Genomic DNA, 25,633 nt, shown 5'->3' on the forward strand with positions numbered 1-25,633 from the left:
TAGGTCGGTGGTATACTGCCTCAGGAGTTTGTTTCTGGGTGTATCAGATTGAGCTTAAGGATGGCGTCCGTGTCCGCTACGAAGCGGTGACGGTTGAAAAGTTTCGCACACAGAAGGCAGTACGCCTACTGGCGTATCTCGCATTTCATCCGGGAATGCACAGCCGGGATAGGCTCCTGGAGCTGTTCTGGCCGGAGCTCGAGCTAGACTCAGCGCGCAATGGGCTCTCGGCGGCACTGGGACACCTGCGCGTCCCGCTGGAGGATGACCTTGGCCAGCGACGAGGGAGCCTGATCCGGGCGACACGGGACTACGTGGGGCTACTGCCGGGAAGCTTTACCACGGACTTCGACACGATCCAAGACCCCGAGCGCTTCCTGCCGGGCTACTACGATGACTGGGTGCTGGAGGTCCGCGAGAAGCTCCAAGCGCAGCTCCGTCGGGTAACTCGTCCTGAGCCACGGGCGGCGGTTCCCACCCCGGAGGATCTCCCCGCCGATATCACGCCGTATCTGGGCCGGGAGGCGCTGCGTGAGGAGGTTCGTACGGTCTTGGCCCAGACCCGCCTGCTGACTCTGGTGGGGCCTGGGGGGATCGGGAAGACCCGGCTGGCCTTAGAGACCCTCCGGTCGCAGGTGGCGACGGGGGCACGTGTGGCCTGGGTAGAGCTCTCGTCGCTTACCGACCCGAGCGGGATTCCGGCACGGATCGCCGGGGCACTGGGGCTCAAGAGTGTCGAGGCGCTCATGCCCGCGCTACGCCAGGGGCCTGTACTCCTGGGACTCGACAACTGCGAGCATCTCATCTTAGGCGTGGCTCGCGAGACGGAGTCGCTGCTCAAGGCCTGCCCACAGCTCACGGTGCTTGCGACCAGCCGCGAGCCGCTTACCTTGGTGGGGGAGAGTGTCCTGCGCCTCCCAAGCCTCACCGAAGACGAGGCTATCGCGCTGTTTTGTGACCGTGCCCAGCGTGCTCAGCGGGGCTGGCAGCTCACGCCTGAGCAGCGCCCACTCCTCACCCAGCTCTGGCGGGCGCTGGATGGTCTGCCCCTCGCGCTGGAGCTGGCGGCGGCCAAGCTACGCACCCTCCCGCTCCCGGAGCTGGTCGCACGGCTGGAGGCGCGTCTGGCGGTCCTGACCAGTGGGAGCCGGAGCGCCGAGCCACGCCAGCAGACCCTCCGCGCCGCGATCGCCTGGAGCTACGAGCTCCTCACACCCGAGGAGCGCCTGCTCGCCGTGCGCCTGGCGGTCTTTCAAGGAGGCTGGAGCCTGGCGCTGGCCGAGGCGGTCTGTGGCGGCGAGGGGATCTTGGAGGAGAGCCTTGCCGCGCTACTGGATAGCCTGGTGGACAAGAGCCTGGTCCACCTTGATTCTGTACACGAGACGACACGCTACCGGTTTTTGGAGACTGTCCACGAGTTTCTGCGCGGGCAGCTCGCCGCCCTTCCTACCCCGGAGCAGAACCGCCTGCACCACGCCCACTTTGAGACGCTCTTTGCCCTCGCTGCCGCCTACCCGGGACGCGATGTCGAGCCGCAGCGGCTCTGGGCACGCCACCTGGACCAAGAGGGCGACAACACGCGCCAGGCGCTGGCTTTCTGCTACGACCACGCGCAGGAGCAGGCGCTGGTGTTTTGTAACAACCTCCGCATGTACTGGCACCTGCGCGGCTTCTTCCAGGAGGCACGCCAGCAGTACGAGCTCGCCCTCGCGCTTCCGGGAGCGCAGGCACCCACCGAAGATCGTGTCACCGCACTGCGCGAGCTCTCTAACTCCTACCAGGGCCTGGGTGACTGGGCCGCGGCGGAGGCGGTTCTCGATAGGCTGGCGGAGCTGAACCTGGCACTCGGGCAGCCGCTGGATAGCCAGACCTGCCGCGCGATGCTCGCCTTTAACCAGGGGGACCTCGACCGCTCCCGGCGGCTCTTTGAGGAGGTGCTGGCCTACGCTCGTACCAAGGGAACCCCTGCGGAGCGGGAGCACGCGACCACGAACATGATGCAGCTCCTGATGGCGCTGGGGGAGTACCCGGCGGTGCACGCGCTCCTCGACGACTACCGAGCGCACTTCAACGATCCCTTGGTCGTGACCCACAACCAGGCGCTCCTCGATTTGCTGGAGGGGAAGATACTGGCCGCAAGGACGGGGTTCCATGCGGTGTTTCCGATCCACAAGGACCTGGAGAGCCACCGGGATATCGCCTACTTGATTGTCCAGTTTGGGATGCTTGCTTACCGGGAGGGGGAGCCCGAGCTAGCGGCACAGTTCTTTGGCGCGAGCGAGGCGTGGTGCGAGCACTACGGCTTCATCATCGAGCAGCCGGAGTTTGGGTTTCGCGAAAACGACCTCGCCGAGCTGCGGCGTCTACTAGGCGACGACGCCTTTGCGGCCCCCTTTGCACAAGGGCGTGCGCTAAAGCCCGAACACACCCTTGCGCTGATGGAGAGCAGGCTCTCTCACCGCGGGACGAAGCCATAGGGGGTAGAGCCACAAGGGGAACAAAAAAAGCTCCCCGAAGACACTCGCTGTCTCCGGGGAGCCTTCAAGGTTTAGTCCACGCTGTGGACGGCCCTTAGGCCTTCTTGAAGCGCTTTCGAGCCCCGATCAGCGCGACGGGCAACAGGGCGGGAAGAAGCTGCATCGCACCAGGAAGCTCAGGGGTCACCGACGAGGGCGTTAGGGAGATATTCGTGGTGATCTTGATGTTCGAGCCCGATGTGTGGCGCTCGGCGGAGAAGAAGTCCAGCTTGTAGTTATTGCCTGCAATCAGACCCAGAGTATCCAAGTTTACGGAGGCACTTTCTGGTCCGTGCACACCACCCAGATCGATCACACGATTGTTATTGATATAGACCCAGACATCGTCATCTCCGGTAAAGTCGAAGACTTGGCCCGTTTGGTAGGTAAAGGTTGTGTGGAGCTCAAACGTGAAGGCAAAGTTGTGTCCTCCCGACTGGTTGCCAAAACCTAATCCATCGATGGGGAAGAAGCTGGAGTTGTTGTACTCAAAGAGCCCACCACCAATGGGGTTAAAGAGGAGACTCGTGGAAAGGCTGACATTGACACCCGGCGTGTCGTTGTACCATTGGTTGAATGCCGCTGCGCCCGTGGTGGTAGCAGTGCCAGCAGGGCGGGTCGCATAGACAGGCTTGCCATCAACACCGAGGGTGCTGGTAACGATGCCATGGTCGTCGCCGAGGAAGCTCTCAAAGTCGGGGTGCCCGACGCCCGCGTTGCCGTTGTAAGTACCTGCGGCGGTGCCGGCGTAGAGAAAGTCTCGGACAGTTCCCGTGAGAGTAAACTGTGCGTGTGCCGTTGCACTGAGCAGGAGGGACAGTGCCCCTAGAGAGCAAACGCGTGAAAATAGCGCAGTCCTGGATAGGTTCATAGAGATTACTTTCAGATAGATACTTTGGGTTTGGGCACTCTGCCCGGTCATGAGTTTGACGTTATATTCACACCGTGGTGTTTTTTACGGAGCGTACCGCCTCACCGCCCTCTCGGCGTTGATGCTTCCGCCCAGCATAGACTATACCAATAATTCTTGGTCGAAACAATAAATATCATTATTAGTTTTGGTTTAGGGTTGGATAGGCTTGTTATTTCTCTGACCGCAGTGCCCTACGCCTTCTTGAAGTGCTTTCGAGCTCCGTTCTTGAAGCGCTTTCGAGCCCCGATCAGCGCGACGGGCAGCAGAGCGGGAAGAAGCTGCATCGCACCCGGAAGCTCAGGAGTAACGGAGGAGGGGGTGGAGACACCCTGCTGAAAGGCGACCTCACCAAAGCCGGTGAAGAGGCTGTGACCATTGTTCGAGGTGATACTCATGCGGAAGTAGCGATCTGTAGTGCTGGCAAAGCTAAACACTTGGGCGGGATTTGCAAAGGCAGCTCCGTTGGGGTCCACTGTGAAAGAGCCAAGGCTAGTGGCGCTTGTAAACGAGGAGTTGTCATCGGAGAACAGATTGAAGCCTGTTAGGCTGACAGGGTCAGAACCTCCCCAGTTCCAGACTGCAATCTTATCTAGGGTAACTAGGGAACCCATGTCGAAGGTCACGACACCGGTTTTATTCCCAAGGCCAGATGCCCATGAGGCACTACCTGCTGTATTGATAGCGGGTGAGTTGAAGTTGTGGGTTGCCGTACTCGTGAAGGTGGCAAAGTTGGTGACTCCCGATGTGTAGGTCGCACTCAGCCCCGACTGATTGATCAAAGAGTTTGGGGAGCCGAAGAAGGAGCCCATGTTTGTGGTGGCACTGGTCGCCCCTAAGATTGCTTGGGCACGGGCGGCTTGGGGGAGCAGAGCAAGGCTGAGTAGGGCTACCACGGGGGTGACAGGGAAACATTTCAGTCGAGAGATTGGCATACGAAGTTCTTTCTTTTTTTGCCTCGCCTTTTCTGCGAGGCTTTAACCTAGTACGTATTTTAGCGAGGTGCTCTGTACAAAGTCTGAACAAATCTGTATAAGTCTGGATGTTGCCTCCCCAGCTCGCACCGTTCTCCAGTCCCCCCGGTTCTGATCGGGGGGACAACGCCAATCCCGTCGAGGCAGGCAGGATTTTGGGGGGCGATCTCGAAATGCTACGCCATGAGAAATCTTTCCCGATTCTGCCTCGCCGCGCTGACCTGCGGCACGCTTGCCCTGACCGCTCAGGCACAGACTCCGAGTACCAATGCGCCCTTTGCGCTGAAGAACGGTGACCGCGTGGTGTTCTACGGCGATAGCATCACCGACCAGCGCATGTACACGCTCCTCACTGAGCAGTACATCGTAACACGCTTTCCCAACCTCAATGTCCGCTTTGTCCACTCCGGCTGGGGCGGCGACCGCGTCACCGGCGGGGGCGGTGGGCCTATCGACCTGCGCCTGGACCGCGATGTGACCGCCTACAAGCCCAGTGTCGTGACCGTCATGCTGGGGATGAACGATGCCAGCTACCGTGCCTTCGATGCGGGCATCTTCCAGACCTACGCCGATGGCTACAAGCACCTGGTCGAGAAGGTCAAGAAAGACAACCCGGGTGTCCGCCTGACCCTGATCCAGCCGTCACCGTTCGACGACGTGACACGGCCGGAGAGCTTCCCTGGCGGCTACAACGCCGTGCTCCTGCGCTACGCAAACTTTGTCGGGCAGCTTGCCGGGGAGCAGGGGGCCGGGGTCGCAGATCTGAACAATCCCGTGGTGGCGATGCTCAAGAAAGCCAACGCGACCGATCCCACCAACGCCGCCAAGCTCATCCCTGATCGTGTCCACCCCGGCTGGGGCGGACACCTCATCATGGCCGAGTGCCTGCTCAAGTCCTGGAACGCCCCCGCCCTCGTGTCGTCGGTGCGTGTGGATGCGGCCAGCGGCAAGAGCTCCGCGCAGAACGCCAAGGTCAGCAAGGTACAGGCCAAGGACGGCACCGTGAGCTGGAGCGCGCTGGAGAGTGCCCTGCCCTTCCCGCTCGCCTCCCCCGATCCCAACAACGCCGCGCCGTATAACCTCGCCGTGGCCTCGTCGGACTTTGTGCAGGCGCTGGACCAGGAGACCCTCACGGTCACCAACCTCGCCGCCCCGCGCTACACGCTCAAGGTCGATGGCAAGGGGGTGGGGGAGTTTACGAAAGAGCAGCTCGCCGCGGGGGTGAACCTCGCCACCCTGAACACGCCCATGCTCCAGCAGGCGCTCCTGGTCGGGCGGCTGACCCAGCTACGCTCCAATGTCCACAACAGCCGCTGGCGTGAGTACCAGGTCCCCCAGGCCAGCGATCCCCAGGCTGCTCAGTTCCTCCCGACCCTGCTGAAGAACCTGGATGCCGCCGACGAGCCCCTCACCAAGGCCCAGCGCGATGCGGCCAAGCCCCGGGCGCACCAGTTTGTGCTGGAGCCTAAGTAGTCCGCCCAATTCCATTGGGTGTCAAAAACGCCGCACCAGTGTGAATTGTAATATAAAAGTAGTAACACGTCACTATTCACACTGGGAAGCCTGTCCTTCCACACGTAGAATCAGCCCGCACGGCCTGAGGCACGTGTGGAAGGATTTTTGTTTATGAAATGGATCTCGCAGGGGGCCGTACTCGGTGCACTCACGCTTCTGGCTCTCGTCCCTGCACAGGCGCAGAACCTCAACCCGGTACGCTCCGGCCTCTTTAATAGCTCCGGCACATCGGTTAACAACACACAGCCCGCCAACCAGTCGTACTTTGTCGGGCTGGAAGAGGGCAGTGAGCGGCGCAACTACTTTGTCTTTAATCTGACGGGGATCGCGAGCCCCATTACCTCCGCGACCCTGCGGCTCTACAACCCGATCTTTAATCCTGATTCTGCCAATGGCTACTTTGGCGATGCCACCGAGACCTACGAGCTCACCTCCACGACGGCCGATCCCACCGCCATCCAGGGGGCGTTTGGCCCAGGGGCAGCCGGCCAAGCGATCTACAACAGCCTCGGAACGGGCACGAGCTTTGGGAGCATCACGGCCTCGACCGCGAGCAATGGCCAGACCCTGACCCTGACCTTCAACGCCGCGGGGCTGGGAGCCCTCAATGCGGGAATCGGGGGGCTTGTTACCTTTGGAGGGCGGATCACCACTATCGTTGGGGGGGGCAACCAGTATCTCTTTAATGCCGTCGATCCCACGGGAGGGCTGCCCATCAACGACACGCCGCCGGTTGTGCTGAGTCTGACGACCGGAGGCGGGGCCGCGCCCGAGCCGGGGACGATCGTCTTGCTCTTGGTAGGGGGGACTCTCACGCTGGTGAACCGCCGCAAGCGCTAGGGAGGGGACATGGTAGAATCCTGTGTCAATGACACGGACTCTACCCCCTCATCTCGTCGAGCTTCTGCGTACCTGCCGTGAGTTTAATACCACCGAGACCAAACCGCTCGCCCAGCAGCTCGGCCTCTCTCCCGCGACGGTCAATGCCTACTTCCAGCGCGCTGCGGAGCTGCTGGGCACCACGGATCGTTTCAGCACCGTTCAGAACGCCTTTCGTCTGGGGCTCCTCATCAGCCACGCAGAGAACCTGCTCATCAATGGGAATTTTGTGGAGGGCAGCCAGGGGCATGGGCCAGGAAACTCCTTACCCTGGACCAGCGTGGTCGGCTGGCTTCCCTTGCGGGGCGGCTCGCCCCAGTGGGTCATGCCCGAGCTGGAAGGGGGGCCGGGCGCGATCCTAATGTGGGGGGCGAAGGACACGGGCGAGGCGATCTACCAGGCGCTTCCCCCGATCCACCGCATCCTGCCCGGCCGAACCTACCGCTTCTCTGCCGAGTATCGGTTTGGCCCGGTCAAGCGCGACTGGCCGATGGTGCCGCGCCAGCCGATGTTTGTTGACTTTGTCGTGCGCCTCTCCAAGAGCGCACTGGAGAACTACACGTCGCCCGATGTCCCCGGTCAGGTCACGACAATGGGGCGCCTGCACTACGCCGCGCGCCCCGCAGAGTCTGTCCTCACCGTCCCCGTTGCCCCTCCTACCCCGGAGAAGCTGGAGAGCCTGCGCCTCCGGGGCGGGGAGCACGCGGTCGAGCAGTACTATGCCACGATGCGTGCGGGGGGAATTAGCCACTGGGCCTGGGAAGCGGGAGTACTCCCGGACTGGACCGCCGACTCCGAGTACTATGTCGTGACCATCCACCCCACCAACGATCTGGTTGTCGGCACCGACGGCTCCAATAAAGATGCCCCGCTGGAGCTGGCTTGGGGCCAGATCCGGCGGGTCAGCTTGGTCGATGTCACAGATTTGCCACCGGGATGATCTGGAACGGGTTTTGAGGGCGTGTTCCCGCAGGCGGCACCGAGATACGGGTGCTGAGCTGGTTGCCCTTGAGGTGGTTCTTATAGACCCGGATCGGATGGAGGTAGGCGTACTTGCCATCGGGGCTCTTGACGAGGACACTGCAGGAGATACTGGACGCATCGCTCTTCTCCCAGGCCTTGTCAAAGTCGCTCCAGTCCCACGACGTCCGCCGCGCCCACTGGTCGTAGAAGCGCACCCCGAGCACGGTCTCGCCGGGGTTGTTGTTCTTCCAGATGCTCTTTAAGTAGGTCGAGAGCTCCGCAACATCAGCGCCAGTGTAGGTGCTGGGCTTGACCCGGTTCTTGGCGATCACTTTCTCCGCGGCCTTATTGACCTCCGCCCGAATCTCCTTGGCTCGTGCCTCTGCCTTGTCCGCGAGGGCGGTGTCTGCGCCGGGCACACCGGGAGCGAGTAGGCGGTAGTTCTCACAGCTGGTCTTGAGCCAGTGCTCATCGAGGCTATCGTTGAGGGCCAGGAAGTTCCCCGACTGAACGGCCGCTTTTCCCGCCTCCTCCAGCCGCTTTAAGAGCTCGTTGATCTCGTTGGGGAGGTACTTGGTAACCGCCTTCTCGTGCTGCTCACGAACGGTCGCCAGGGTGCCCTTGAGAGAGGCCGTGGCGCGCTTCATGTTGATCGCGTCCTCGCTCTTGGCATTCTTAAGGGGCTCGTAGACCTCGACAAGGCGCTGGGAGTCACGCTCAAAAGGCACGACCGTGGCGGTCTTGGCCGGGCTGTCGCGTGGGGAGAGGTTGCGGAGCCCATCGGCGAGCTCGGTGAGGGCCTCCATGGTCTTCTTATCCTTCGCGATCCCCGCCTCCAGCGCGTCGTTCTGGTCGCCGGACTTCTTCGCGTCGTCGAGCAGGCGCTGGCGGTAGTCGCCGAGCTGCTTGGCATCGGCCTTGTAGCGCTCGTGGAGCGAGGCAAACTCCCCGATCGCCGGCACCCCATGGAGCTCCTCGTCGGCGTCCTTGAGGTACTTCTCGATCTTGGTGAGCGTTGTCTCAATGCGTGTCAGCTCCGCGGGCGTGTTGAGCCCCCCCTTGCCATCGGCGCGCTCAAAGAGCTCCGCGACATCTTTGAGGTGGCGCTCCACGCGGTCTAGGTGGGTCTTGGCCTTGGAGATGCGAGTCTTGACCTCGTTGGTGACGGTGTTGTTGCCCAGCTTGGGAGGCTTGGGAAACTGCGCCCGGGCGGGAGCGAGGGGCGCTAGAGGCAGGGCAAGGGCAAGTAGAAGAAGAGAGCGGGTACGCATTAGTTTTTCCCTCCACGCTTTCTTGCGATAAGTGCAACTCCACCGAGTAGGCCTAGAGCTAGCGCGCCCGGCTCCGGCGCGGCAGAGCCCCCCGACCCCACGGTGTACTGGAGATTGTCCACATTGAGACCACCCGGGCCGCTGTAGTTGTTGACCGTGAAGCGCAGGACATTGGTGCCCACCACAAAGCCTGAGGTCGTGCTGAAGCTGGTAAAGACCGTGAAGTTATCGACGGAAATACCAAGGTCGTTGTTGTTCAGAAAGACCGAGCCGATGTTATCGGAGGCAAAGGCACCACTGAGGGTGATCCCCGCGGCCACCTGAGGGGCAGTGAGGGTAAAGGTGGTGGTGAAATCCCGAACGCCGTCAAGGCTCCCGTCCGCGTTTAGCCATACCCAGCGGGAGGTGGCGCTCTGGACATAGGGGCCCGGTGTCTGGTTGTTGAGCACACGCGCCTTGGTTCCCTCAAGGTCGGTGTCGTAGTGTGGGTCGAGAGCCCCTCCGGCAAGAGGCACGCCCGCGGCATCGACGCCGGTACTAAAGAGGCTGATTGTCTGGGCGCTGACAGGGCCAGCTACCAGGCTAAGTACGAGAAGCAGGCTTCCAAGAGCAGGCTTTTTCATAGTTGATTTTCTCCTGAATGTCACGGTGTGTGAACTGCCAGAGAGTGTAGGGGGAAGCAGACAGGGTGGCCAGTATGAAAATTCAAGGGAGCGCTAGAGGGGCGTGGGCGACGTATGAATTCTGATACTGCGGGGTTTCGTGATAGAATTTCGGGCAATGACACGGACTCTGCCGCACCACCTTGCGGAGCTTCTTCGTGCTTGTCGCGAGCTGAACACGACCGAGACAAAGGCGCTCACCCAGCGGCTTGGGCTCTCTTCCGCAACCGTCAATGTCTACTTTCAGCGGATCGCGGAGGCACTGGGGACCACAGATCGGTTTAGCTCGGTGCAGCAGGCGTTTCGGCTGGGGATGCTCTCCCGCCCGGACAACAACCTGCTGATCAATAGCGACTTTACCGAGGGCCACTCAGGGCAGGGGCCGGGGCGCTCGATGCCGTGGACGACCGTGGTTGGCTGGGCTCCTCTGCGTGAGGCGACTCCCCAGTGGGTGATGCCTGAGAGCGAGGGAGCACCCGGGGCGATCATGATGTGGGGGGCGGGCGACACGGGCGAGGCGGTCTACCAGCGCATGCCCCCCGCCCACCGGGTCTATGCGGGCCGGACCTACCGCTTCTCTGCCGAGTACCGCTTTGGCCCGGTCAAGCGCGACTGGCCCGCCGTGCCCCGCCAGCCGATGTTTGTGGACTTTGTCGTGCGCCTCTCCCGTGGGCCACTGCCTACCTACACCGCTCCCGATGTGCCCGGTGAGATCGTGACTCTAGGGCGCCTGCACTACGCAACCCGGCCCGCCGAGAGGCTATTTACCCCCGCGAGCCCCCCAACACCGGAGTACCTGGAGCACCTCCGCAAGACCGGCGGCGAGCACGCCGTGCAGCAGGAGCTCTATACCCACCGCGCGGGTGGGGTGCATCTCTGGGAGTGGGAGTGGGGCACCTTGGAGGACTGGACCTCCGACAATGAGTACGACACGCTGACCATCCACCCTACCAACGATCTGATCGTCGGCACCGATGGCTCCAACAAAGACGCGCCCCTGGAGCTGGCTTGGGGGCAGATTCGCTCGGTGCGCCTGGTCGAGGTGGTCTAGCCGATGCTCCTCGCGGGATTTCACGCAAGCCCCTGGTTTGCCGAGCAAGTCCGCGAGACCTGGCTCGCCCCCGACGTGCGCGTCGTGCTCAACGCACCGCTGGCCTACGACCCCGCCAAGCCGACCCGCCTCGTAGTCTACGCGACACCCAATGGCAACACGACCGAGCAGACCCTCGGCTGCCAGCGCTCCGAGCTTCTCAAGACCGACTGGCACTTCGATATCCAGCATGTCGCCGCCCAAGTCCGACTCCTACGAGAGAGAGGGGCCAAGCGTGTGGACGGTTCCGCATTCCTCGACGGTAAACGTCGGGCTATAGGGCCTTCGGCCGCCTCCTCGTGCCTCGTCGGTACAAGCTTATTCCGAGCGGAGCGAGGCGGCGGAGGAACGACGCCCTATAGCCGGACGTTCACCGTCCAGGCGGTGCCCAGGGGGGAACGCGATACCAATCTGGTGCTGGCTTGCCTGGAAGCGAGTGGGCTGAGCTGGCCGGCGTGGCGACAGAAGCACCCTGACAATGCCGTACTCATCCGGCGCATGATCGACACGCTTCGGGCACCCTTCCCCGATGCGAGAGTGGCGCTCACGGGCCACAGCGGCGGGGGGAGCTTTCTCTGGGGCTTCGTCAACGGAGGCGAGACAATCCCCGAGTGGGTGGAGACAATCGGGTTTTTGGATGCCAACTACAGCTACTCGGACACGGACCGGCATGGGGATAAGCTGCTTGCGTGGCTACGTGGCGGCCGGGAGCGCCGGCTCACCGTGATCGCCTACGACGACCGAGAGATCACGCTTAATGGAAAAAAGGTGGTCGGCCCCGAGGGCGGGACCTTCCGTGCGACCGAGCGCATGCGCACCCGCTTCGCCCGTGAGCTGACGCTGGTCGAGAGCAAGGCAGGGCCGGTGACAACCAATACAGCTCTTGCCGGGCAGCTCGTGCTCCGTGTCCACCAGAACCCCAAGAACGCGATCCTGCACACCGCACTTGTGGGGGAGTGGAACGGGCTCCTGGCGGTGCTGGATCCGTCGCTGCCGTTCTCGGAGCCGCGTCGCTACACGACGTACATCCAGCCCGCGCAGGGGATTCCGCCCCGCCCCAAGGAAGCGCCCGGCGGCACGGAGCTCTTTGCACGCCTGGAGAAGCTCCCCCTCGCCGAGCGTGAGGTGCTGCTGCTGGCCGAGCTGCTCCGTGGCAACCTCCCCGAGTTTCTACGCAAGCCCGCCTCGGTCACACTTGGCCCCCTCACGGTCTCTGTCCTGCCCGACTACCTCGCGGTGGGGAGCGACACCGACTTTATCCGCACCCCGCTCACTCCCCTGACCGCTCAGAAGCTCGCCGATGCCTTTGGCTGTCTTCTCCCGACCAAGCTCTTGGTGGATGCGATCTACCAGCAAGCCGCGCTCACGCTAGAGCCACAGCCCCTCACCGAGGCGCGCGAGGCCATGAGCACGTTTGCCCAGCACAGCCGCGGGATCGACGAGCAGCGGGCAGGAAAGCCGCTGGGCCTGCTGATCGCGGGGATCAAGAAAGATATCGTCTTGACCAACCGGCTGAAAGAGAAGCCTAACCGGGTCGCGATCTACGGCTGGCACAAGCGCGACGGCCAGCCGATCCAGCCGCTGACGATTGTCCACAAAGACACCTATGTCGACTACAGCCATGGCATTCGCCTGATCCAGCGCACCGGACTCCTGAACGGAAAGCCCTGCGACCTCCCGACCCTCCTCCACGATCCCGTGCTCTGCAAGCTCCTCAGCGACGAAGGCACGGTCGAGGGAAGTCTCTAGTGAATGAGGGAACGGCAGAGCATCCACAGGCTACCTAGCGCGGTGAGCGCGAGCGCAAACTGCTCGAAGCGCTGCTGCGAGATACGACTTGCCAGCGGCTTTCCGGCGAGCCCGCCCAGGATCGCAAAGGGAAAGAGAAGCACCGCAAAGCGCACACTGTCAAGGTCGATATTGTGGCTCAGGAAGATAGCAAAGGGGACCTTGATCCAGTTGATGAGGAAAAAGTACACCGCGGCGGTTCCCAGAAACGCTTCCTTGGGAAGGCGCATCGCCAAGAGATAGAGGGTTGTCACCGGGCCGGCGGCATTGGCGATCATGGTCGTGAAGCCCGCCGCCAGACCCGTGAGCGGCGCGGCCCAGGCAGGAACCCGAGGGGCGTCTTTTTGCTGGCTGCGCCTGATTCCCAGCAGGCAGATCGCAAACAAGACACCCCCCAAGATCGGCTTGAGTAGCCTATCGTCGATCTTGTTGAGGAAGAGCGCCCCTAGGGCGATCCCGACCACGCTCCAGGGAAGCAGGCGCGCCACTTGCTTGAGGTCGCCGCTCTTGCGGTGCACGGCCACGGCGAGGAGGTCGGCGCAGATCAGCACCAGAAGCGCCGCTCCCACCGAGAACTTGGTGGGAAGCAGGAGCGTAAAGATCACCACGCTCACGATGCCCAGCCCCGGGACCCCTGTCTTGGAGACACCGACCGAGAATGCACCTAAGGCGAGTAGCGCCCACTGCCAGAGAACCGGGTGGGGCATGCGCTAGATTTTATGCATCCCGTGCATCGCTAAGACAAGCACACCAAGCAGCACGCGCCAGATCACAAAGACCAGGGTGGAGTGCTTGCCCAGGTACTTAAGCATCCAGGCAATCGATGCGTAGCCCACCACGAACGCCACGACGGTCGCCACCAGGGTCTCGGTCGTGCTGAAGTGGAGCGTCCCCGGCACAGGGGTGATGTCTTTGGGCTTGATCACATCTTTTAGCTCAAAGAGGCCCGAGAGGAGCACCGCGGGCAGGGAGAGCAAGAACGAGAACTCCAGCGCTGCCTCACGGTTGAGCTTGCAGAGAAACGCTCCGATCAGGGTCGAGCCCGAGCGCGACGAGCCAGGGACCGCGGCAAGTGCCTGCATCGCCCCGACTAAGAGACCATCTTTCCAGGTGATATCGGTCAGCGGGCGCTCGCGGAGCTTCTCGGTGCCTTTCTCGACCAGCAAGAGCGCCAGGCCCATCAGGATCAGCATCAGCGCCACGGGCGTGGGCTCGCGCAGGCTGGACTCGATGTACTTCTTCAGCGCCAGCGCGACCAGCGCCAGGGGAATGGTCCCCACGATCACCGCGAGTAAGAGCTGGATCTCCCAGGGGGACTGCCGGTCTTCCCCAGGAGGAGGAGGGCCGTGCTTGAGCGCCCGAAAGATCCCGCTGATGGTCTGTGCGATCCGCTTGCGGAAGTAGACAAAGACGGCCAGGAGGGTGCCGAGCTGGATCACTGCGGTAAAGGCGACACCCGCATCGCCCCAGCCCAGCATGCGCGGGATCAGGTCGAGGTGCGCCGACGACGACACGGGCAGAAACTCGGTGAGGCCCTGGATGATTCCTAGGACGATGGCTTGAAACAGTTCCAAGAGGGCTTATTCTTTCTGTTTGCCCAGTGCACGGGCAAGGCGCGAGGTGTTGCGGAAGTGCGTGCGCTTGGGATTGACATAGAGGTGGAGGAGAATGGTGCGCAGGAGCGCGGTAACCGGTGCGGCAAGGAACATGCCCAGCAGGCCGAAGAACTCGCCGCCAATGAGGAGCGCGACAATCACCACGATGGGGTGGAGGTTGAGCCCCTTACCCAGGATGAAGGGCGTGAGCGCCTTGCTCTCCAGCAGGTGCATCACGGTAAAGAGGGTCATGACCACGACAAGCAGCGTGTAGTTTCCCTGGCGGCTACACTCCACAAAGACAATCAGCCCCACAGGAATCCCCCCGAGGAGTGGGCCAATAACGGGGACTGCCCGCGTGATCGCTGCCACCAAGGCGAGCACAACGGCATAGGGAATGTGGGCGAAGCCAAGCATGGTCCCAACAAAGACCCCCGCGATCGTGGCCAGGATCACTTGGGCAAAGAGATAGGCCTGCATGATCCCCGCACTCTCCCGAAGCAGCGCCAGCGTGGTGCGGCGCTTGTCCGTGGGAACAAAGCGTACCAGCTCGTTGCGGAGCGCGTGGCCCTCGACCAGGAAGTAGAAGGCGAGCACGGGCAGTAGGATCAGCTCCACTACCCCGTTGAGGAGCCCACCAAGCTTGCCCAAGAAGCCGAGTAGGAGCTCGTTCGTGTTGTTGCCTCCCGTGGGGGCCGCTGCTTCGACATGAGTGACCGCAGGGGCGGGAGAGGGGGAGGGGGTGGGGGTGGCTGCCTGCGGCGTTGGAGAGGGAATGCCGAGAAATGCCTCGGGGTCGAGCCCGTCGTCGTCGTCCGCAGGCGGTGTCAGCAGGTTGGTCAGCCAGCCGGGAGCTTGCTTGGTCACCAGATCGTGGAGCCAGTCGGGCTGGGCGGCGTACCAGTGCTTGGTCTCGTCCATCTTCTTGGCGAGCTCGGGCTGGTACTTGGTAGGCCAGTCCCGGCGCAGGTTCTTGAGCTCATTCTGGATCGGGTGGAGAAAGAGCGCCCCCGCTCCAAATACCAGCCCCACAATGGTCACCAGAACCAAGGCCGAGGCCAGTGCCCGACGCCCGTGTGGTTTGAGGAACTTAAAGAGGCGCAGGCGGCAGAGAAAGTCCACGGGGCCGCTCGCTGCGCAGGCGAGGATGCCCGCCATGATCAGGGTCACGACAATACTATGGCTACGGTAGGCAATATAGCCCACGAGCGCGAGGACACCTAGTCGCAGGATGCGCTTTCCTAAGGCGGAGAAACCCGCGTCAAACCACGCCTGTGCCTTGTCGCGCTCACTCACACGGTCATCGTTGTTCACAATTGGTAGGCCTCAAAGATCCACTCCCGGATACGCCGGGCCGCATCGCCATCGCCGTAGGGGCTCGCCGCCCGCGCCATCGCCGCATAGGCCGCTTCATCGCCCAGAAGGGTATTCGCCGCCTCAAAGACCACGGTCTCGTCGGTGCCCACCAGCTTGGCATTGCCTGAGTGCACTCCCTCGGGGCGCTCGGTGGTGAGGCGCAGGATCAGCACGGGCTTGCCCAGCCCGGGTGCCTCTTCTTGCGCCCCCCCCGAGTCGGTGAGGAGGAAGTGGCTGGCCTTCATCACATGGACAAAGGGGAAGTAGTCCAGCGGCTCGGTGAGCAAGATACGGTCGTGGTCTTTGAGTAACGGTAGGACGACCTCTCGCACCAGCGGGTTGCGGTGCATGGGAAAGACCACACGGACATCGGGGTAGGTCTCGACAATCCGGCGGATCGCGCGGCACGCACTTGCCATGCGCTCGCCCCAGTTCTCCCGCCGGTGCGCCGTGACCAGGATCAGCCGCCCCGGACGCGCCACAAACTCGGCCAGTGTTGGATCGTCGAACTGGTAGTTGAGCTGGCTGACGGTCCGGAGCGCATCCACGACCGTGTTGCCCGTGACACGGATGGTCTCCTCCGCGATTCCCTCCCGCAAGAGGTTCTCTTTGGAGAGCTCGGTGGGGGCGTAGTGGAAGTTGGTCAGGCGGGTGGTCAGGCGGCGGTTCATCTCCTCAGGGAAGGGATCGAACTTATTGTCGGTGCGCAGACCCGCCTCCACATGGCCAAAGTCCGCCTGGGCGTAGAAGGCGGCGAGGCTGGCGGCAAAGGTTGTTGTCGTATCTCCCTGCGCGATAACCAGCTTTGGCTTCTCTTTCTCAAGAACCGGCTCCAGCGCCATCAGGGCACGGCTGGTCAGCTCGGAGAGCGACTGCCCCGGCTTCATGAGCCCAAGATCGTAGTCGGGCTGGAGGGCGAAGACCGAGAGCACCTGATCAAGCATCTCACGGTGCTGCCCTGTGGAGATGGCGACCGTCCGAATCTGCTCCGGGTAGCGCAGCAGCTCTTTGACCAAGGGGGCCATCTTGACGGCATCGGGCCGGGTCCCGAAGATACACGCAACTGTTAGCTTACTCAATGAACCAATTTCTCCCAATCTTCACGGGTGAGCTCGTAGCGAACGTAGAGCCGTGTGAGCTCCTTGACGGTCCGCCACTCCGTTCCCACCTCCTGCATCCCGATTTTTTCCAGGACCCGCCGCGAGCCGATATTCTCCTGATCGGCAAAGGCGACCAGCTTAACACGCTTGAGCTCCTGAAAGACATAGTCGCGGCTGAGGGCCGCCGCCTCGGTCATGATACCCTTCCCCCAGCACTCCTGTGCGAGGATATAGCCGAGCTCCACGTGCTTGTCCCGTGCCAGCAGCTGCATGATATCGGTGGAGCCAATGACCTTCCCGGTCTCTTTCCAGATCACGGCAAAGGCCAGCGACTCCCCACTACGGCGGCGCCCGCGCTGCTGCTCCAGAAAGGCCTGGACGCCACGAACCTCGCGTGCGGGCTGCCAGGGCAGAAAGTGCACGACCTTAGGGTCGGCGACAAAGGCAAACATGTCCTCGGCATCGCGCAGCTCCACCGGGCGAAGCAAGACCCGCTCGCCCTGCAGCTCGATAGTGGGCAGCGGGGTGTCGGTCTTGGGTCGCCAGAAAGAGAGTCGTGAGAGCAGCGCCTGCATGGCTCATTTTACGGCTTCCTACCCAGCCAGACCAGTAGCAGGGCGATGAGGCAGGTGACAAAGGTCAGCCCATAGATAATCCAGACCGCTTGCTTGACGGAGAGCCCGCGCTCGGTGAGCCGGTGGTGGAGGTGGGACTGGTCGGCCTCGGTGAGCTTCTTTCCCTGCACCGCCCGCTTTCGGATGACATAGAGCCCATCGAAGACCGGCACGCCCAGCACGATCCCCGGCAGGAAGATCGCCGCGGCCACGGGGACCTTTAACGCCCCAACGACCGCCAGCATGGAGAGCATGAAGCCGAGAAAGTACGAACCGACCGTCCCCATGAAGATCGAGGCGGGGTTGTAGTTGTAGCGCAAAAATCCCAGTGCCGCGCCAAAGGTCGCCGCCGCGAGCAGGGCAACCGCAGGGTCGGGGTTGTGGGAGAAGGCTGCCATCACCCCCATGGTCATGGCCGCAATCGCGCTCACTCCCGCAGCAAGCCCATCCATTCCATCGAGAAAGTCAAAGAACTTGGTCGCCCCCAAGACCCAGACCATGGTCAGGGGGATCGAGAGCCAGCCCAGGGAGAGATACGGCCCGACATGGATGAGGTTGGGGAAGGGGTTCGTGACACCCTCAATGCGTGCTCCGAAGAGTGCTGCGACAAGCCCCGCAAAGAGAAGCCCCAGTATCTGGAGCGTGGGAGAGAGCCCCTTGCTCTTTCCCTCCGCATCCTTAGGACCGATACTGGGCATGTCGTCGAGCGCTCCAATCACCGAGACAATCAGTGCGCCGAGCAGGATGCCAACAATCGGGTGGCGAAGGAGGTCTGCGCTCCCGCCCACGCTTTTGTCTGGGGTGGATTTGTCAAACGGGACATTGGTAAAGAGGCGCAGGGCGACATAGGCGGCGAAGAACCCGACCACAATGGCGGTCCCTCCCCACAAGGGGGTTGCCTTGTGGTGGGCATCGCGGACCCTGGGCACCCGTACGACACCAAAGCGCTCCGCCAGACGCTTGGCGAGAGGAGTGAGGAGGATGGTTACCACGCAGGCGAGGGCTGTCGCGGATGCCATCAGGGTGAGCAGATTCATCTACTGCAATAATACCGCGTCCCAGCCCTCGGCGTTACGGCGCGGGGGCTCGGGGAGGCAAACAATTTCGACACCCGCGGCCTCCAGTACTTCGTGCGCCCAGCCCTCCGGCGACTCCCCAAAGAAGACAACGCGGACGATCCCCGCCCCGACAATCATCCGGGCGCAGACATGGCAGGGCCGGCAGGTGGTGTACATGGTCGCGCCCTTGGTATGGACTCCGTGGAGCGCCGCCTGCGCGATCGCGTTCTGCTCGGCGTGGAGGGTGCGGATGCAGCGCCCCTCCTCCAGCAAGCACCCCACCTCGGTGCAGTGCCTCTGCCCCGGCGGCGAGCCGTTGTAGCCCGTCGTGAGAATCCGCTTGTCGCGCACGATCACCGCCCCTACATGGCGCCGCTCACAGGTCGAGCGGGTCGCTACCTCACGGGCAATGCTCAGAAAGTACTCATCCCACGACGGACGCATGAGCTAGCCCCACGCGGGGAAGCGGTTGCAGAGCGCCTTGACTTCCTCGCGGATCCCGGCGATCAGGGTGTCGTCGTGGCGCTGCTCCAATGCGCGGTTGATGAGCTCGGCGATAAGCGGCATCTCGGTCTCGGTCATGCCGCGCGTCGTGACCGCGGGAGTGCCCAGGCGCAGGCCGCTGGTCTTGAAGGGCGGGTTGGGGTCGTTGGGGATGGCGTTTTTATTGGCCGTGATCCCCGCCAGATCGAGTACCTCTTGGGCGCGCTTGCCATTGAGCTTCTTGGCGCGCAGATCGACCAGCATCAGGTGGTTGTCGGTGCCGCCGGAGACCAGCCTAAAGCCATGGCTCACCACGGCCTCCGCGAGCGCCTTGGCGTTCTTGCGAATCTGTGCCTGGTAGGTGGCAAAGCTCGGGTCCATCGCCTCTTTGAAGCAGACTGCCTTGCCCGCAATGACATGCATCAAGGGGCCGCCCTGCATGCCGGGGAAGACCGCCATGTTGAGCAGGTCGGAGAGGAGGCGGGTCTCGCCCTTGGCGTTGGTGATTCCCAGCGGGTTCTCGGTGTCCTTGCCAGCGAGAATCAGCCCCCCGCGCGGGCCACGCAGGGTCTTGTGCGTCGTCGTTGTCACCACGTGGGCGTGGGGCAAGGGCGAGGGATGCTCACCACCGGCGACCAGCCCGGCGATATGGGCCATGTCCACCCAGAACGCCGCCCCAACCTCGTCGGCGATCTCCCGGAAGATCTTCCAGTCGATAATGCGTGGGTAGACAGTCGCGCCGCCGAGGATCACCTTGGGCTTGTGCTTCTTTGCCAGGTCACGAATCTGGTCGTAGTCGAGCTGCTCATCGGCACCAAGGCCATACGGGATGGGCTCGTAGATAAAGCCAGAGAAGTTGACCGGCGAGCCGTGGGTAAGATGGCCGCCCTGCGCGAGGTCCATGGCGAGGAACTTATCGCCGGGCTTCATCAGGGCAAAAAACACCGCCATGTTGGCATTGGCCCCGGAGTGTGGCTGGACATTGGCGTACTCGGCCCCAAAGAGCTTGCAGGCGCGCTCGATGGCGAGGTTCTCGACCACATCGACATGCTCACAGCCGCCGTAGTAGCGCCGCCCGGGGTAGCCCTCGGCGTACTTGTTGGTCAGGCTGGAGCCCTGCGCCTCACGGACGGCACGGGAGACAATGTTCTCGCTGGCGATGAGCTCTAGCTTGTCTTCCTGGCGGTGGTCTTCGGCGGTAATGGCGGCGAAAATCTCGGGATCGGAGTCGGAGAGGGGGGCGCTAAATGTATTCACGGGGAGTATTGTACCGCGTCTCGTGAGGCGTTTGTCCGGCGAATGCGAACGGCCGGACGGGAGCTCCCCCCGATCAGAACGGGGGGACTGGAGAGCCTGCGGCTGCGATGGCCGTTCCGGCCATACTCCCGATTAAACTCGGTATGCCCGGGACGGGCTTTGCAGCGCCGCGCTCTCCAGTCCGGCCCCTCCAACGGGCCGGAACTACAGCCCTCCCGCTCCAACCGGGGGAGAGTTTTGTTCCCAGCTTAGCTGCTTGGCGTGGCCATCGGCGAAGATAACATTTCCGCGGTTGTGGAATTTCTGCCAGAAGAGAGAGCCGGTGCTGTGGCCATGTCGCCCGGAGAGGCTTGCCAGCGGGATGCTGTCGAAGGCGTTCCAGGTAATGTTCTCGGAGTCGTAGAGGAGGGGCGTCGTGCTGGTTGCCTTGGAGGACTTGGTGACGGCGGCATTGCGGGCGTAGCCATAGCCTTTTGTCATGGGGCGACGGTCTTGCCCACAGCGGAAGAGATAGTCCTGGTGCTGACCAGCCTGTGCCTTGGTGATGTCCATCCAGCGCTCTGCGGGAGGGAAGGTGCCGTCGTTGTCCCACGCGTACATCAGGTTTGCCGTCCCAAGCTGCTTGAGGTTGGAGAGGCAGCTCGGGCCGCCACGCTCCCTTGCGGAAGCGAAGATAGGGAAGAGGATGCCCACCAGAACGCTGACGATAATCAAAATAAGAAGCGCCTCGGGAACCGTCACCGACCGCTTCGTTGCCCTGTGTGTTGAGGTTTCCATAGGATAGTTTACCGGCTTTCTTTACAAAAATCTTCCCACTTCCGCGCCTTAGCATGGCCATCTGCGAAGACAACATTGCCTCGCTCGCTGTGGCGTGGCGCAAAAGTCTGCCCCGGATCGGTGGCGTCCCAGTCCGTGCGGGTGGAGTCGTAGAGGAGGACGCGGCTTGTCGGTTCCTTGAGCTTTTCAAGAGGCAGCGCAGAAAGACGCGTGTCCATGGCGTAGCTAGAAACGGCTTTGGGAGCTTCGTCCAGAGCGGTAGGGCAGCGAAAGAGGGTGTTATTTACTTGGGGGTGGGTGTAGGGCATGGTGAGCGTCATCCACTTTTCCGCGGGCGGAAAGTGCTCGTCGTAGTCCTGAGCGTACATCAATGCGCTGCGCCCAAGGTCCTTCATGTTCGAAAGGCAGGCGATGCTTTTGGGTTTGTGGGTGTGCAGGTAGTGGTCGTAGGGAAAGAGAATCGCCGCGAGGATTCCAATGATGACGATCACCACTAGCAGCTCCGCTATTGTAAATGCTCGTTTCATACACCAAGAAACGCATGGAGACCCGGGTTGGTTACGCCTTGGTTGTGAAGCCTTGGTGCTGGATTTCGAGTGCGTGCTGCTCAGGCGTCGCCCAGCGCAAGCGGTCCGCCGTTCCGACATCTAAGATCGTCGCACGACCGTGAGGGCCGGGGTCAAAGTCGCGGTAGAGGACCGTGAGCTGCGCGGGATTGTCGCAGAACCACCACGCGAGGGCGGCGCACATGCGGCAAGGCTTGAGGGTGGAGATCAGGGTCGCACCCGCCGGGAGCCGTTGCCCGGTCTTGGCCCAGGCATCCCGAATCGCCTCCATTTCTGCATGGCGCGTGCGGTTCCGTGAGCCCGAGTTGATCCCTTGGCCGAGAAGCTTGCCCTCGCGATCCAACACAAGCGCCGCGACGGGCCGGTCGGCCTTGTAGCGCTCGGAGTCGTGGCGTGGAATCTCGGCCTCCAGCTGGTTGCAGAGTGCAAATGCCTCGGCGAGCGAGAGAGTGGGGACGGAGAAATCCGCAAGACGCGCCGGCAAGAGCGACGGAAGCTCCCGCGAATCAGTTGGGCACGCAGGTGCCCGTCGCCCTGTTAAGCCCAGACACTCGTTGTCCGGGATTTCCGTACACCGCTTGGCCGCGACCCGGATCATGCCGTCGCAAAACGGCGTTTTTCCCCCGGACAGATAGATGCGGTTGCGCACCAGCGCCCGTGCCTGCTCTGGGTAGTGCTCATAGATCCCCTGCACCAGCCGCGAGACCGCCGTCTCCGGTGCAAGCCCCTCCGGCCCCGATGCCCAATAGGTTTGGCCGTCGTGCTCCAGCCATGCCTGGTTCATCTAGCAAGCCAACCGGAATCCCACTTCCCCCATGCGGGCACTTGGATGGCGTGCGTCACGCTTGAATGTAAGAAAGCTGATGGGATAGTAGTCGCTCCAGGTGCCGCCCCGGCAGACGCGTAGCGTGCCTGTTTTGGGGGCAGGGTACGTGCCGGGCTTGGGGCCGGGGGGATTCTGCTCAGGTGAGGTGGTGTAGTAGTGCTTGTCGTAGCGATCCGCACACCAATCCCGGACGTTGCCCGCCAGATCAAGCACGCCGTAGGGAGAGCAGTCGGTGGGAAAGCTCCCAACAGGCGCGGTGCCGTGAGTTGCGCCCAAAGGTCGGTCACTGCCGTGCACCAGGCTCCGATTAAAGGTGCTGCTCCAGGGAAACAGGTTACCCTCCAAGCCGCGTGCTGCCTTCTCCCACTCTGCCTCGGTGGGGAGACGTAGTTTGGCCCAGAGACTGAACTGGCGTGCCTCGCTCCAGGTGATATTGACAATTGGGTGCTCTTTATACTGCCAGTCGGGATTGAACTCAGGTGCTGGGGGGAGTGCGAACCCCTTGGCCTGTGCAAACTCCTCCCACATACCGACAGTAACCGCAGTTCTGCCAATGGTATAGGCATCGAGAAATATCTCTCGGGCTGGGGTATGTGGCTCGGTCATTTGGCGCAACATATCTGCGGGAGGACGAATATCGCTGTCGGGATACTGTTCTCGAAGGCCGGCACAGACAAGCTCCTCAAAGATGGCAGGGGTGCTGTTGCCGCGCACAAAAGGGCCCGCGGGGATGGAGACAAGCTGGGCACGGTACTCCTCTATTGTGCGCGGCGCGGTCATGGTTACTGTCTTTTCGTGGCTTGTTGCATCAGCGCGTGGTCAGCCAGGACGAGAAGCACCATGGCCTCGACCGCGGCGACGGCGCGAGGGAGTACACACGGATCGTGGCGGCCCTTGGCCTGGAAGATCGTGGGCTCGCCGTCGATAGTGACCGTTTCTTGCGCGGCGTGGATCGTGGCGGTGGGCTTGAAGGCGACCCGGAGGACGATATCCTCGCCGTTGGAGATGCCGCCCTGAATGCCTCCCGAGTGGTTGGTGCGCGTGCGGGTCTTGCCGTCGCGCGTTTCAAAGGCATCGTTGTGGGTCGTGCCGCGCAGGGTCGCCGCACCAAAGCCCTCGCCGATCTCAAAGCCGCGCGTGGCCGGCAGGGACATCAGAGCGTGCGCGAGGCTCGCGGTGAGCTTATCAAAGACCGGCTCCCCGAGGCCCGCGGGGACATTGCGCACCACGCACTCGACAATCCCCCCAAGCGAGTCGCCGTCGCGGCGGGCTTGCTCAATGGCGGCGATCATCTTCTCCGAGGCGCTGGGGTCGGGGCAGCGGGTGATGTGCTCCTCCACCTGCTCCTGCGTGACGGTTGCTTGGTCGATCTGGCCGCGAATATCGGCCACTTGCAGGACGTAGCCGACAGTCTCCACGCCGTACCAAGAGGCCAGAAGCTGCCGCGCCACCGCGCCCGCCGCCACCCGCCCGATGGCCTCGCGGTAGGAGGCGCGCCCGCCGCCGCGCCAGTCACGGACACCGCCGTACTTGGCGTGGTAGGTAAAGTCCGCGTGGCTGGGGCGGAAGAGATCCTTGAGCTCGCTGTAGTCTTTGGAGCGCTGGTCGGTGTTGCGCACCTGCAAGGCGATAGGGGTTCCCGTCGTGACCCCCTCAAAGACCCCAGAGAGCACCTCGACCGCATCGCCCTCTTTGCGCTGGGTCGTGAGCTTGCTCTGGCCGGGCCGTCGCCGGTCCAAGTCCTGCTGAACCTGCGCGAGGTCAAAGGGAATCCCTGCGGGGCAGCCATCGACGATACAGCCGACCGCCGGGCCGTGGGACTCACCAAAGGTCGTGACGCGAAAAAGGGTGCCGAAGCTACTACCTGCCATCGGGGATTATGGTATCACGCGCGGGTCGATAGCCCTTTTAAGCCTAAAGACTTGTTCTTAGGGCTACCACAGGTAACGCCTGGTGCCCGCAAGAGGAAAAACCGCTCAGAGCGCGAAATAGTCTGGTAGAGCGGTGCGCCAACAGGGTAGTCCGGCGCGAGAGGAGCAACACGGATGTTTGAGGAAAACTCAGAAGAGTCAAAGGCGCTGGAGCGGGCGGTGGTGATCAAGCTGATGACCCGCCTGATCCCGTTTCTGGCGATCCTGTATGTCTTTTGTCTGCTGGATCGTGGCAACGTCAGTATCGCCGCGCTGACCATGCAGAGAGACCTCGCCTTCAGCGACAAGGTCTATGGGCTGGGGGCGGGGATCTTCTTTATCGGCTACTTTCTCTTTGAGGTGCCCTCGAACCTGATCATGGAGCGGGTGGGGGCGCGCAAGTGGATCGCCCGGATCATGGTGACATGGGGGGTGATCTCCGCCGCGATGATGTTTGTCAGCACGCCCCTCAGCTTCTACTGCATGCGCTTTCTACTGGGACTGGCGGAGGCGGGCTTCTATCCGGGGGTACTGCTGTACTTTACGTTCTGGGTGCCGGCCAAGCTCCGGGCGCGGGTGATCTCGCGCTTTCTCGCCCTGACGGCCCTCCTGGGGCTCTTTGGCGGACCGCTCGGGGGGCTCTTGCTCAAGCTCAATGGCTGGCACGGGCTCCATGGCTGGCAGTGGCTCTTCTTGATCGAGGGGATTCCCTCGGTGCTGCTGAGCGTGGCGGTCCTCAAGTTCCTCCCAGACTCCCCGCGCCACGCGACCTGGCTGACCGAGCCGGAGAAGCAGTGGCTCGCCAACCAGCTGGAGCACGACTCCAGAACGCAGAAGCGGGTCGGGCACCTCAGCTGGCGCCAGGCGCTCACGGAGCCGCGTATTCTCCACCTCTGCCTGATCTTTATCATGACCGCCACTGCGGGAAATGCGATTGGCTTCTTTGGCCCACAGCTCCTCAAGGCGCGGAGCGGTGGCCTCTGGAGCGACTCGTTTGTTGCGAGTGTGGGCATCATTCCGGCGATTGTCGGGGCGATCTCCATGGCGCTAGCATCGGCCCACTCCGACCGCACGGGCAAGCGCCAGCACCATGTTGTGCTGGGCTATAGCATCGCGGCGTGTGGGTTCCTGCTGTGTGCCTTTATGCCGACTTCCTGGGGCGTGATTGTCGCGCTCTCGATCACGGCACTGGGCGAGCGGATCGCGGCGGGCTCGTACTGGGCGGTGACCACCAACCTCCTCGGGGCGCGCGCGGCGGCAGGGGGGCTGGCCTTCATCAACTCCGTGGGCAACCTGGGCGGCTTTATCGGGCCGTTTCTGATGGGAGAGCTCAAGACCCGCAGCGGGGGCGCGTTTGGCGCGGGGCTCTCCACCGCGGCGGGGCTCATGCTCTGTGCCGCCCTGATGGCGCTCCTCACGCTCAAGCCGCCCGCTCCATCGCAACCTACCGTGGCCTGAGAGAGAGCAGGCGACGGAATTTAACCGAAACGAAGGCGGTCGTTGTCGCTCTAACCCGCCTAAGG

24 protein-coding genes are annotated in these 25,633 nt (G+C 62.7%); 7 read left to right on the forward strand and 17 right to left on the reverse strand.

Going from position 1 to position 25,633, the window contains the following annotated elements:
• The first annotated feature begins 38 nt into the window (after positions 1-38).
• Entirely contained in the window at positions 39-2,477 is a 2,439-nt protein-coding gene (locus HNQ39_RS16455) for an NB-ARC domain-containing protein (RefSeq protein WP_184198619.1), read from the forward strand.
• Positions 2,478-2,571: 94 nt separating this feature from the next.
• On the opposite strand, the gene HNQ39_RS16460 is transcribed toward HNQ39_RS16455, so the two are convergent.
• Both HNQ39_RS16460 and HNQ39_RS16465 read right to left on the reverse strand, forming a co-directional pair.
• Positions 2,572-3,387 (reverse strand): fibro-slime domain-containing protein, encoded by an 816-nt coding sequence (locus HNQ39_RS16460; protein ID WP_184198623.1) that lies wholly within the window; start codon positions 3,385-3,387, stop codon positions 2,572-2,574.
• A gap of 233 nt (positions 3,388-3,620) precedes the next feature.
• The gene (locus HNQ39_RS16465; protein WP_184198626.1) at positions 3,621-4,361 is read right to left on the reverse strand and encodes a discoidin/SUN/FTP domain-containing protein; all 741 of its coding nucleotides are present in this window, start codon (positions 4,359-4,361) and stop codon (positions 3,621-3,623) included.
• Positions 4,362-4,583: 222 nt separating this feature from the next.
• On the opposite strand from HNQ39_RS16465, the gene HNQ39_RS16470 reads away from it, so the two are divergent.
• The 3 genes from HNQ39_RS16470 (at position 4,584) to HNQ39_RS16480 (ending at position 7,734) form a co-directional block, all read left to right on the forward strand.
• Positions 4,584-5,873, forward strand: a complete 1,290-nt coding sequence (locus tag HNQ39_RS16470; RefSeq protein ID WP_184198629.1) for an SGNH/GDSL hydrolase family protein — start codon at positions 4,584-4,586, stop codon at positions 5,871-5,873.
• 153 nt (positions 5,874-6,026) lie between these two features.
• On the forward strand, positions 6,027-6,755 hold the full coding sequence (locus HNQ39_RS16475; protein WP_184198632.1) for a PEP-CTERM sorting domain-containing protein: 729 nt from the start codon (positions 6,027-6,029) through the stop codon (positions 6,753-6,755).
• Positions 6,756-6,783: 28 nt separating this feature from the next.
• The gene (locus HNQ39_RS16480) at positions 6,784-7,734 is read left to right on the forward strand and encodes a helix-turn-helix transcriptional regulator (protein WP_184198635.1); all 951 of its coding nucleotides are present in this window, start codon (positions 6,784-6,786) and stop codon (positions 7,732-7,734) included.
• Here the strand turns inward: HNQ39_RS16480 and HNQ39_RS16485 are convergent.
• Both HNQ39_RS16485 and HNQ39_RS16490 read right to left on the reverse strand, forming a co-directional pair.
• Complete coding sequence (locus tag HNQ39_RS16485) at positions 7,712-9,028, reverse strand: coiled-coil domain-containing protein (RefSeq protein ID WP_184198638.1); 1,317 nt, start codon at positions 9,026-9,028, stop codon at positions 7,712-7,714. The two genes, HNQ39_RS16480 and HNQ39_RS16485, sit on opposite strands and share 23 nt — an antisense overlap.
• Positions 9,028-9,651: a hypothetical protein gene (locus tag HNQ39_RS16490; protein WP_184198641.1), complete on the reverse strand. Its 624-nt coding sequence runs from the start codon at positions 9,649-9,651 to the stop codon at positions 9,028-9,030. The genes HNQ39_RS16485 and HNQ39_RS16490 overlap by 1 nt, the downstream gene beginning before the upstream one ends.
• A gap of 157 nt (positions 9,652-9,808) precedes the next feature.
• Between HNQ39_RS16490 and HNQ39_RS16495 the strand changes: the two genes are divergently transcribed.
• Together HNQ39_RS16495 and HNQ39_RS16500 are read left to right on the forward strand one after the other, a co-directional pair.
• The gene (locus HNQ39_RS16495; RefSeq protein ID WP_184198644.1) at positions 9,809-10,741 is read left to right on the forward strand and encodes a hypothetical protein; all 933 of its coding nucleotides are present in this window, start codon (positions 9,809-9,811) and stop codon (positions 10,739-10,741) included.
• Between the two features lie 3 nt (positions 10,742-10,744).
• The gene (locus HNQ39_RS16500) at positions 10,745-12,529 is read left to right on the forward strand and encodes a hypothetical protein (protein ID WP_184198647.1); all 1,785 of its coding nucleotides are present in this window, start codon (positions 10,745-10,747) and stop codon (positions 12,527-12,529) included.
• Here HNQ39_RS16500 and HNQ39_RS16505 read toward each other — a convergent pair.
• The 13 genes from HNQ39_RS16505 to aroC form a co-directional block, all read right to left on the reverse strand.
• Positions 12,526-13,275: a sulfite exporter TauE/SafE family protein gene (locus HNQ39_RS16505; protein ID WP_184198650.1), complete on the reverse strand. Its 750-nt coding sequence runs from the start codon at positions 13,273-13,275 to the stop codon at positions 12,526-12,528. The genes HNQ39_RS16500 and HNQ39_RS16505 overlap by 4 nt on opposite strands.
• 3 nt (positions 13,276-13,278) lie before the next feature.
• On the reverse strand, positions 13,279-14,142 hold the full coding sequence (uppP, locus tag HNQ39_RS16510; RefSeq protein ID WP_184198655.1) for an undecaprenyl-diphosphatase UppP: 864 nt from the start codon (positions 14,140-14,142) through the stop codon (positions 13,279-13,281).
• A gap of 6 nt (positions 14,143-14,148) precedes the next feature.
• On the reverse strand, positions 14,149-15,477 hold the full coding sequence (locus HNQ39_RS16515) for an AI-2E family transporter (RefSeq protein WP_184198657.1): 1,329 nt from the start codon (positions 15,475-15,477) through the stop codon (positions 14,149-14,151).
• Entirely contained in the window at positions 15,474-16,598 is a 1,125-nt protein-coding gene (gene wecB, locus HNQ39_RS16520; RefSeq protein WP_184198659.1) for a non-hydrolyzing UDP-N-acetylglucosamine 2-epimerase, read from the reverse strand. The genes HNQ39_RS16515 and wecB overlap by 4 nt, the downstream gene beginning before the upstream one ends.
• A complete protein-coding gene (locus HNQ39_RS16525) occupies positions 16,595-17,194 on the reverse strand; it encodes a GNAT family N-acetyltransferase (protein WP_184198662.1) in 600 nt (199 codons plus the stop codon). The genes wecB and HNQ39_RS16525 overlap by 4 nt, the downstream gene beginning before the upstream one ends.
• Positions 17,195-17,202: 8 nt before the next feature.
• A complete protein-coding gene (locus tag HNQ39_RS16530) occupies positions 17,203-18,270 on the reverse strand; it encodes a glycosyltransferase family 4 protein (RefSeq protein ID WP_184198665.1) in 1,068 nt (355 codons plus the stop codon).
• A complete protein-coding gene (locus tag HNQ39_RS16535) occupies positions 18,271-18,735 on the reverse strand; it encodes a deoxycytidylate deaminase (protein ID WP_184198668.1) in 465 nt (154 codons plus the stop codon). It abuts the gene before it with no gap.
• A 3-nt stretch (positions 18,736-18,738) separates the two neighbouring features.
• Positions 18,739-20,031: a serine hydroxymethyltransferase gene (glyA, locus tag HNQ39_RS16540; protein ID WP_184198671.1), complete on the reverse strand. Its 1,293-nt coding sequence runs from the start codon at positions 20,029-20,031 to the stop codon at positions 18,739-18,741.
• A 204-nt stretch (positions 20,032-20,235) separates the two neighbouring features.
• Complete coding sequence (locus HNQ39_RS16545) at positions 20,236-20,808, reverse strand: hypothetical protein (protein ID WP_184198674.1); 573 nt, start codon at positions 20,806-20,808, stop codon at positions 20,236-20,238.
• Between the two features lie 8 nt (positions 20,809-20,816).
• Positions 20,817-21,335, reverse strand: a complete 519-nt coding sequence (locus HNQ39_RS16550; protein ID WP_184198677.1) for a prepilin-type N-terminal cleavage/methylation domain-containing protein — start codon at positions 21,333-21,335, stop codon at positions 20,817-20,819.
• A 31-nt stretch (positions 21,336-21,366) separates the two neighbouring features.
• A complete protein-coding gene (locus HNQ39_RS16555; RefSeq protein ID WP_184198680.1) occupies positions 21,367-22,158 on the reverse strand; it encodes a Bd3614 family nucleic acid deaminase in 792 nt (263 codons plus the stop codon).
• Positions 22,159-22,980 carry a formylglycine-generating enzyme family protein gene (locus HNQ39_RS16560; RefSeq protein ID WP_184198683.1) on the reverse strand — a complete coding sequence of 274 codons (822 nt, stop codon included), beginning with the start codon at positions 22,978-22,980 and terminating at the stop codon, positions 22,159-22,161.
• A gap of 2 nt (positions 22,981-22,982) precedes the next feature.
• Positions 22,983-24,071 (reverse strand): chorismate synthase, encoded by a 1,089-nt coding sequence (gene aroC / locus HNQ39_RS16565; protein ID WP_184198686.1) that lies wholly within the window; start codon positions 24,069-24,071, stop codon positions 22,983-22,985.
• Between the two features lie 174 nt (positions 24,072-24,245).
• Here aroC and HNQ39_RS16570 point away from each other — a divergent pair, with 174 nt between their 5' ends.
• Positions 24,246-25,568, forward strand: a complete 1,323-nt coding sequence (locus HNQ39_RS16570) for an MFS transporter (RefSeq protein ID WP_184198689.1) — start codon at positions 24,246-24,248, stop codon at positions 25,566-25,568.
• The last annotated feature ends 65 nt before the right edge of the window (positions 25,569-25,633 follow it).

Source organism: Armatimonas rosea, assembly GCF_014202505.1.
Taxonomy (GTDB): domain Bacteria; phylum Armatimonadota; class Armatimonadia; order Armatimonadales; family Armatimonadaceae; genus Armatimonas; species Armatimonas rosea.

Bases quoted from the DNA above. Each gene is read 5' to 3' on its own strand.
- HNQ39_RS16460 (WP_184198623.1), bottom strand. From the start codon at position 3,387: ATGAACCTATCCAGGACTGCGCTATTTTCACGCGTTTGCTCTCTAGGG.
- HNQ39_RS16465 (WP_184198626.1), bottom strand. From the start codon at position 4,361: ATGCCAATCTCTCGACTGAAATGTTTCCCTGTCACCCCCGTGGTAGCC.
- HNQ39_RS16470 (WP_184198629.1), top strand. From the start codon at position 4,584: ATGAGAAATCTTTCCCGATTCTGCCTCGCCGCGCTGACCTGCGGCACG.
- HNQ39_RS16475 (WP_184198632.1), top strand. From the start codon at position 6,027: ATGAAATGGATCTCGCAGGGGGCCGTACTCGGTGCACTCACGCTTCTG.
- HNQ39_RS16480 (WP_184198635.1), top strand. From the start codon at position 6,784: ATGACACGGACTCTACCCCCTCATCTCGTCGAGCTTCTGCGTACCTGC.
- HNQ39_RS16485 (WP_184198638.1), bottom strand. From the start codon at position 9,028: ATGCGTACCCGCTCTCTTCTTCTACTTGCCCTTGCCCTGCCTCTAGCG.
- HNQ39_RS16490 (WP_184198641.1), bottom strand. From the start codon at position 9,651: ATGAAAAAGCCTGCTCTTGGAAGCCTGCTTCTCGTACTTAGCCTGGTA.
- HNQ39_RS16495 (WP_184198644.1), top strand. From the start codon at position 9,809: ATGACACGGACTCTGCCGCACCACCTTGCGGAGCTTCTTCGTGCTTGT.
- HNQ39_RS16500 (WP_184198647.1), top strand. From the start codon at position 10,745: ATGCTCCTCGCGGGATTTCACGCAAGCCCCTGGTTTGCCGAGCAAGTC.
- HNQ39_RS16505 (WP_184198650.1), bottom strand. From the start codon at position 13,275: ATGCCCCACCCGGTTCTCTGGCAGTGGGCGCTACTCGCCTTAGGTGCA.
- HNQ39_RS16525 (WP_184198662.1), bottom strand. From the start codon at position 17,194: ATGCAGGCGCTGCTCTCACGACTCTCTTTCTGGCGACCCAAGACCGAC.
- HNQ39_RS16530 (WP_184198665.1), bottom strand. From the start codon at position 18,270: ATGAATCTGCTCACCCTGATGGCATCCGCGACAGCCCTCGCCTGCGTG.
- HNQ39_RS16535 (WP_184198668.1), bottom strand. From the start codon at position 18,735: ATGCGTCCGTCGTGGGATGAGTACTTTCTGAGCATTGCCCGTGAGGTA.
- HNQ39_RS16545 (WP_184198674.1), bottom strand. From the start codon at position 20,808: ATGGAAACCTCAACACACAGGGCAACGAAGCGGTCGGTGACGGTTCCC.
- HNQ39_RS16550 (WP_184198677.1), bottom strand. From the start codon at position 21,335: ATGAAACGAGCATTTACAATAGCGGAGCTGCTAGTGGTGATCGTCATC.
- HNQ39_RS16555 (WP_184198680.1), bottom strand. From the start codon at position 22,158: ATGAACCAGGCATGGCTGGAGCACGACGGCCAAACCTATTGGGCATCG.
- HNQ39_RS16560 (WP_184198683.1), bottom strand. From the start codon at position 22,980: ATGACCGCGCCGCGCACAATAGAGGAGTACCGTGCCCAGCTTGTCTCC.
- aroC (WP_184198686.1), bottom strand. From the start codon at position 24,071: ATGGCAGGTAGTAGCTTCGGCACCCTTTTTCGCGTCACGACCTTTGGT.
- HNQ39_RS16570 (WP_184198689.1), top strand. From the start codon at position 24,246: ATGTTTGAGGAAAACTCAGAAGAGTCAAAGGCGCTGGAGCGGGCGGTG.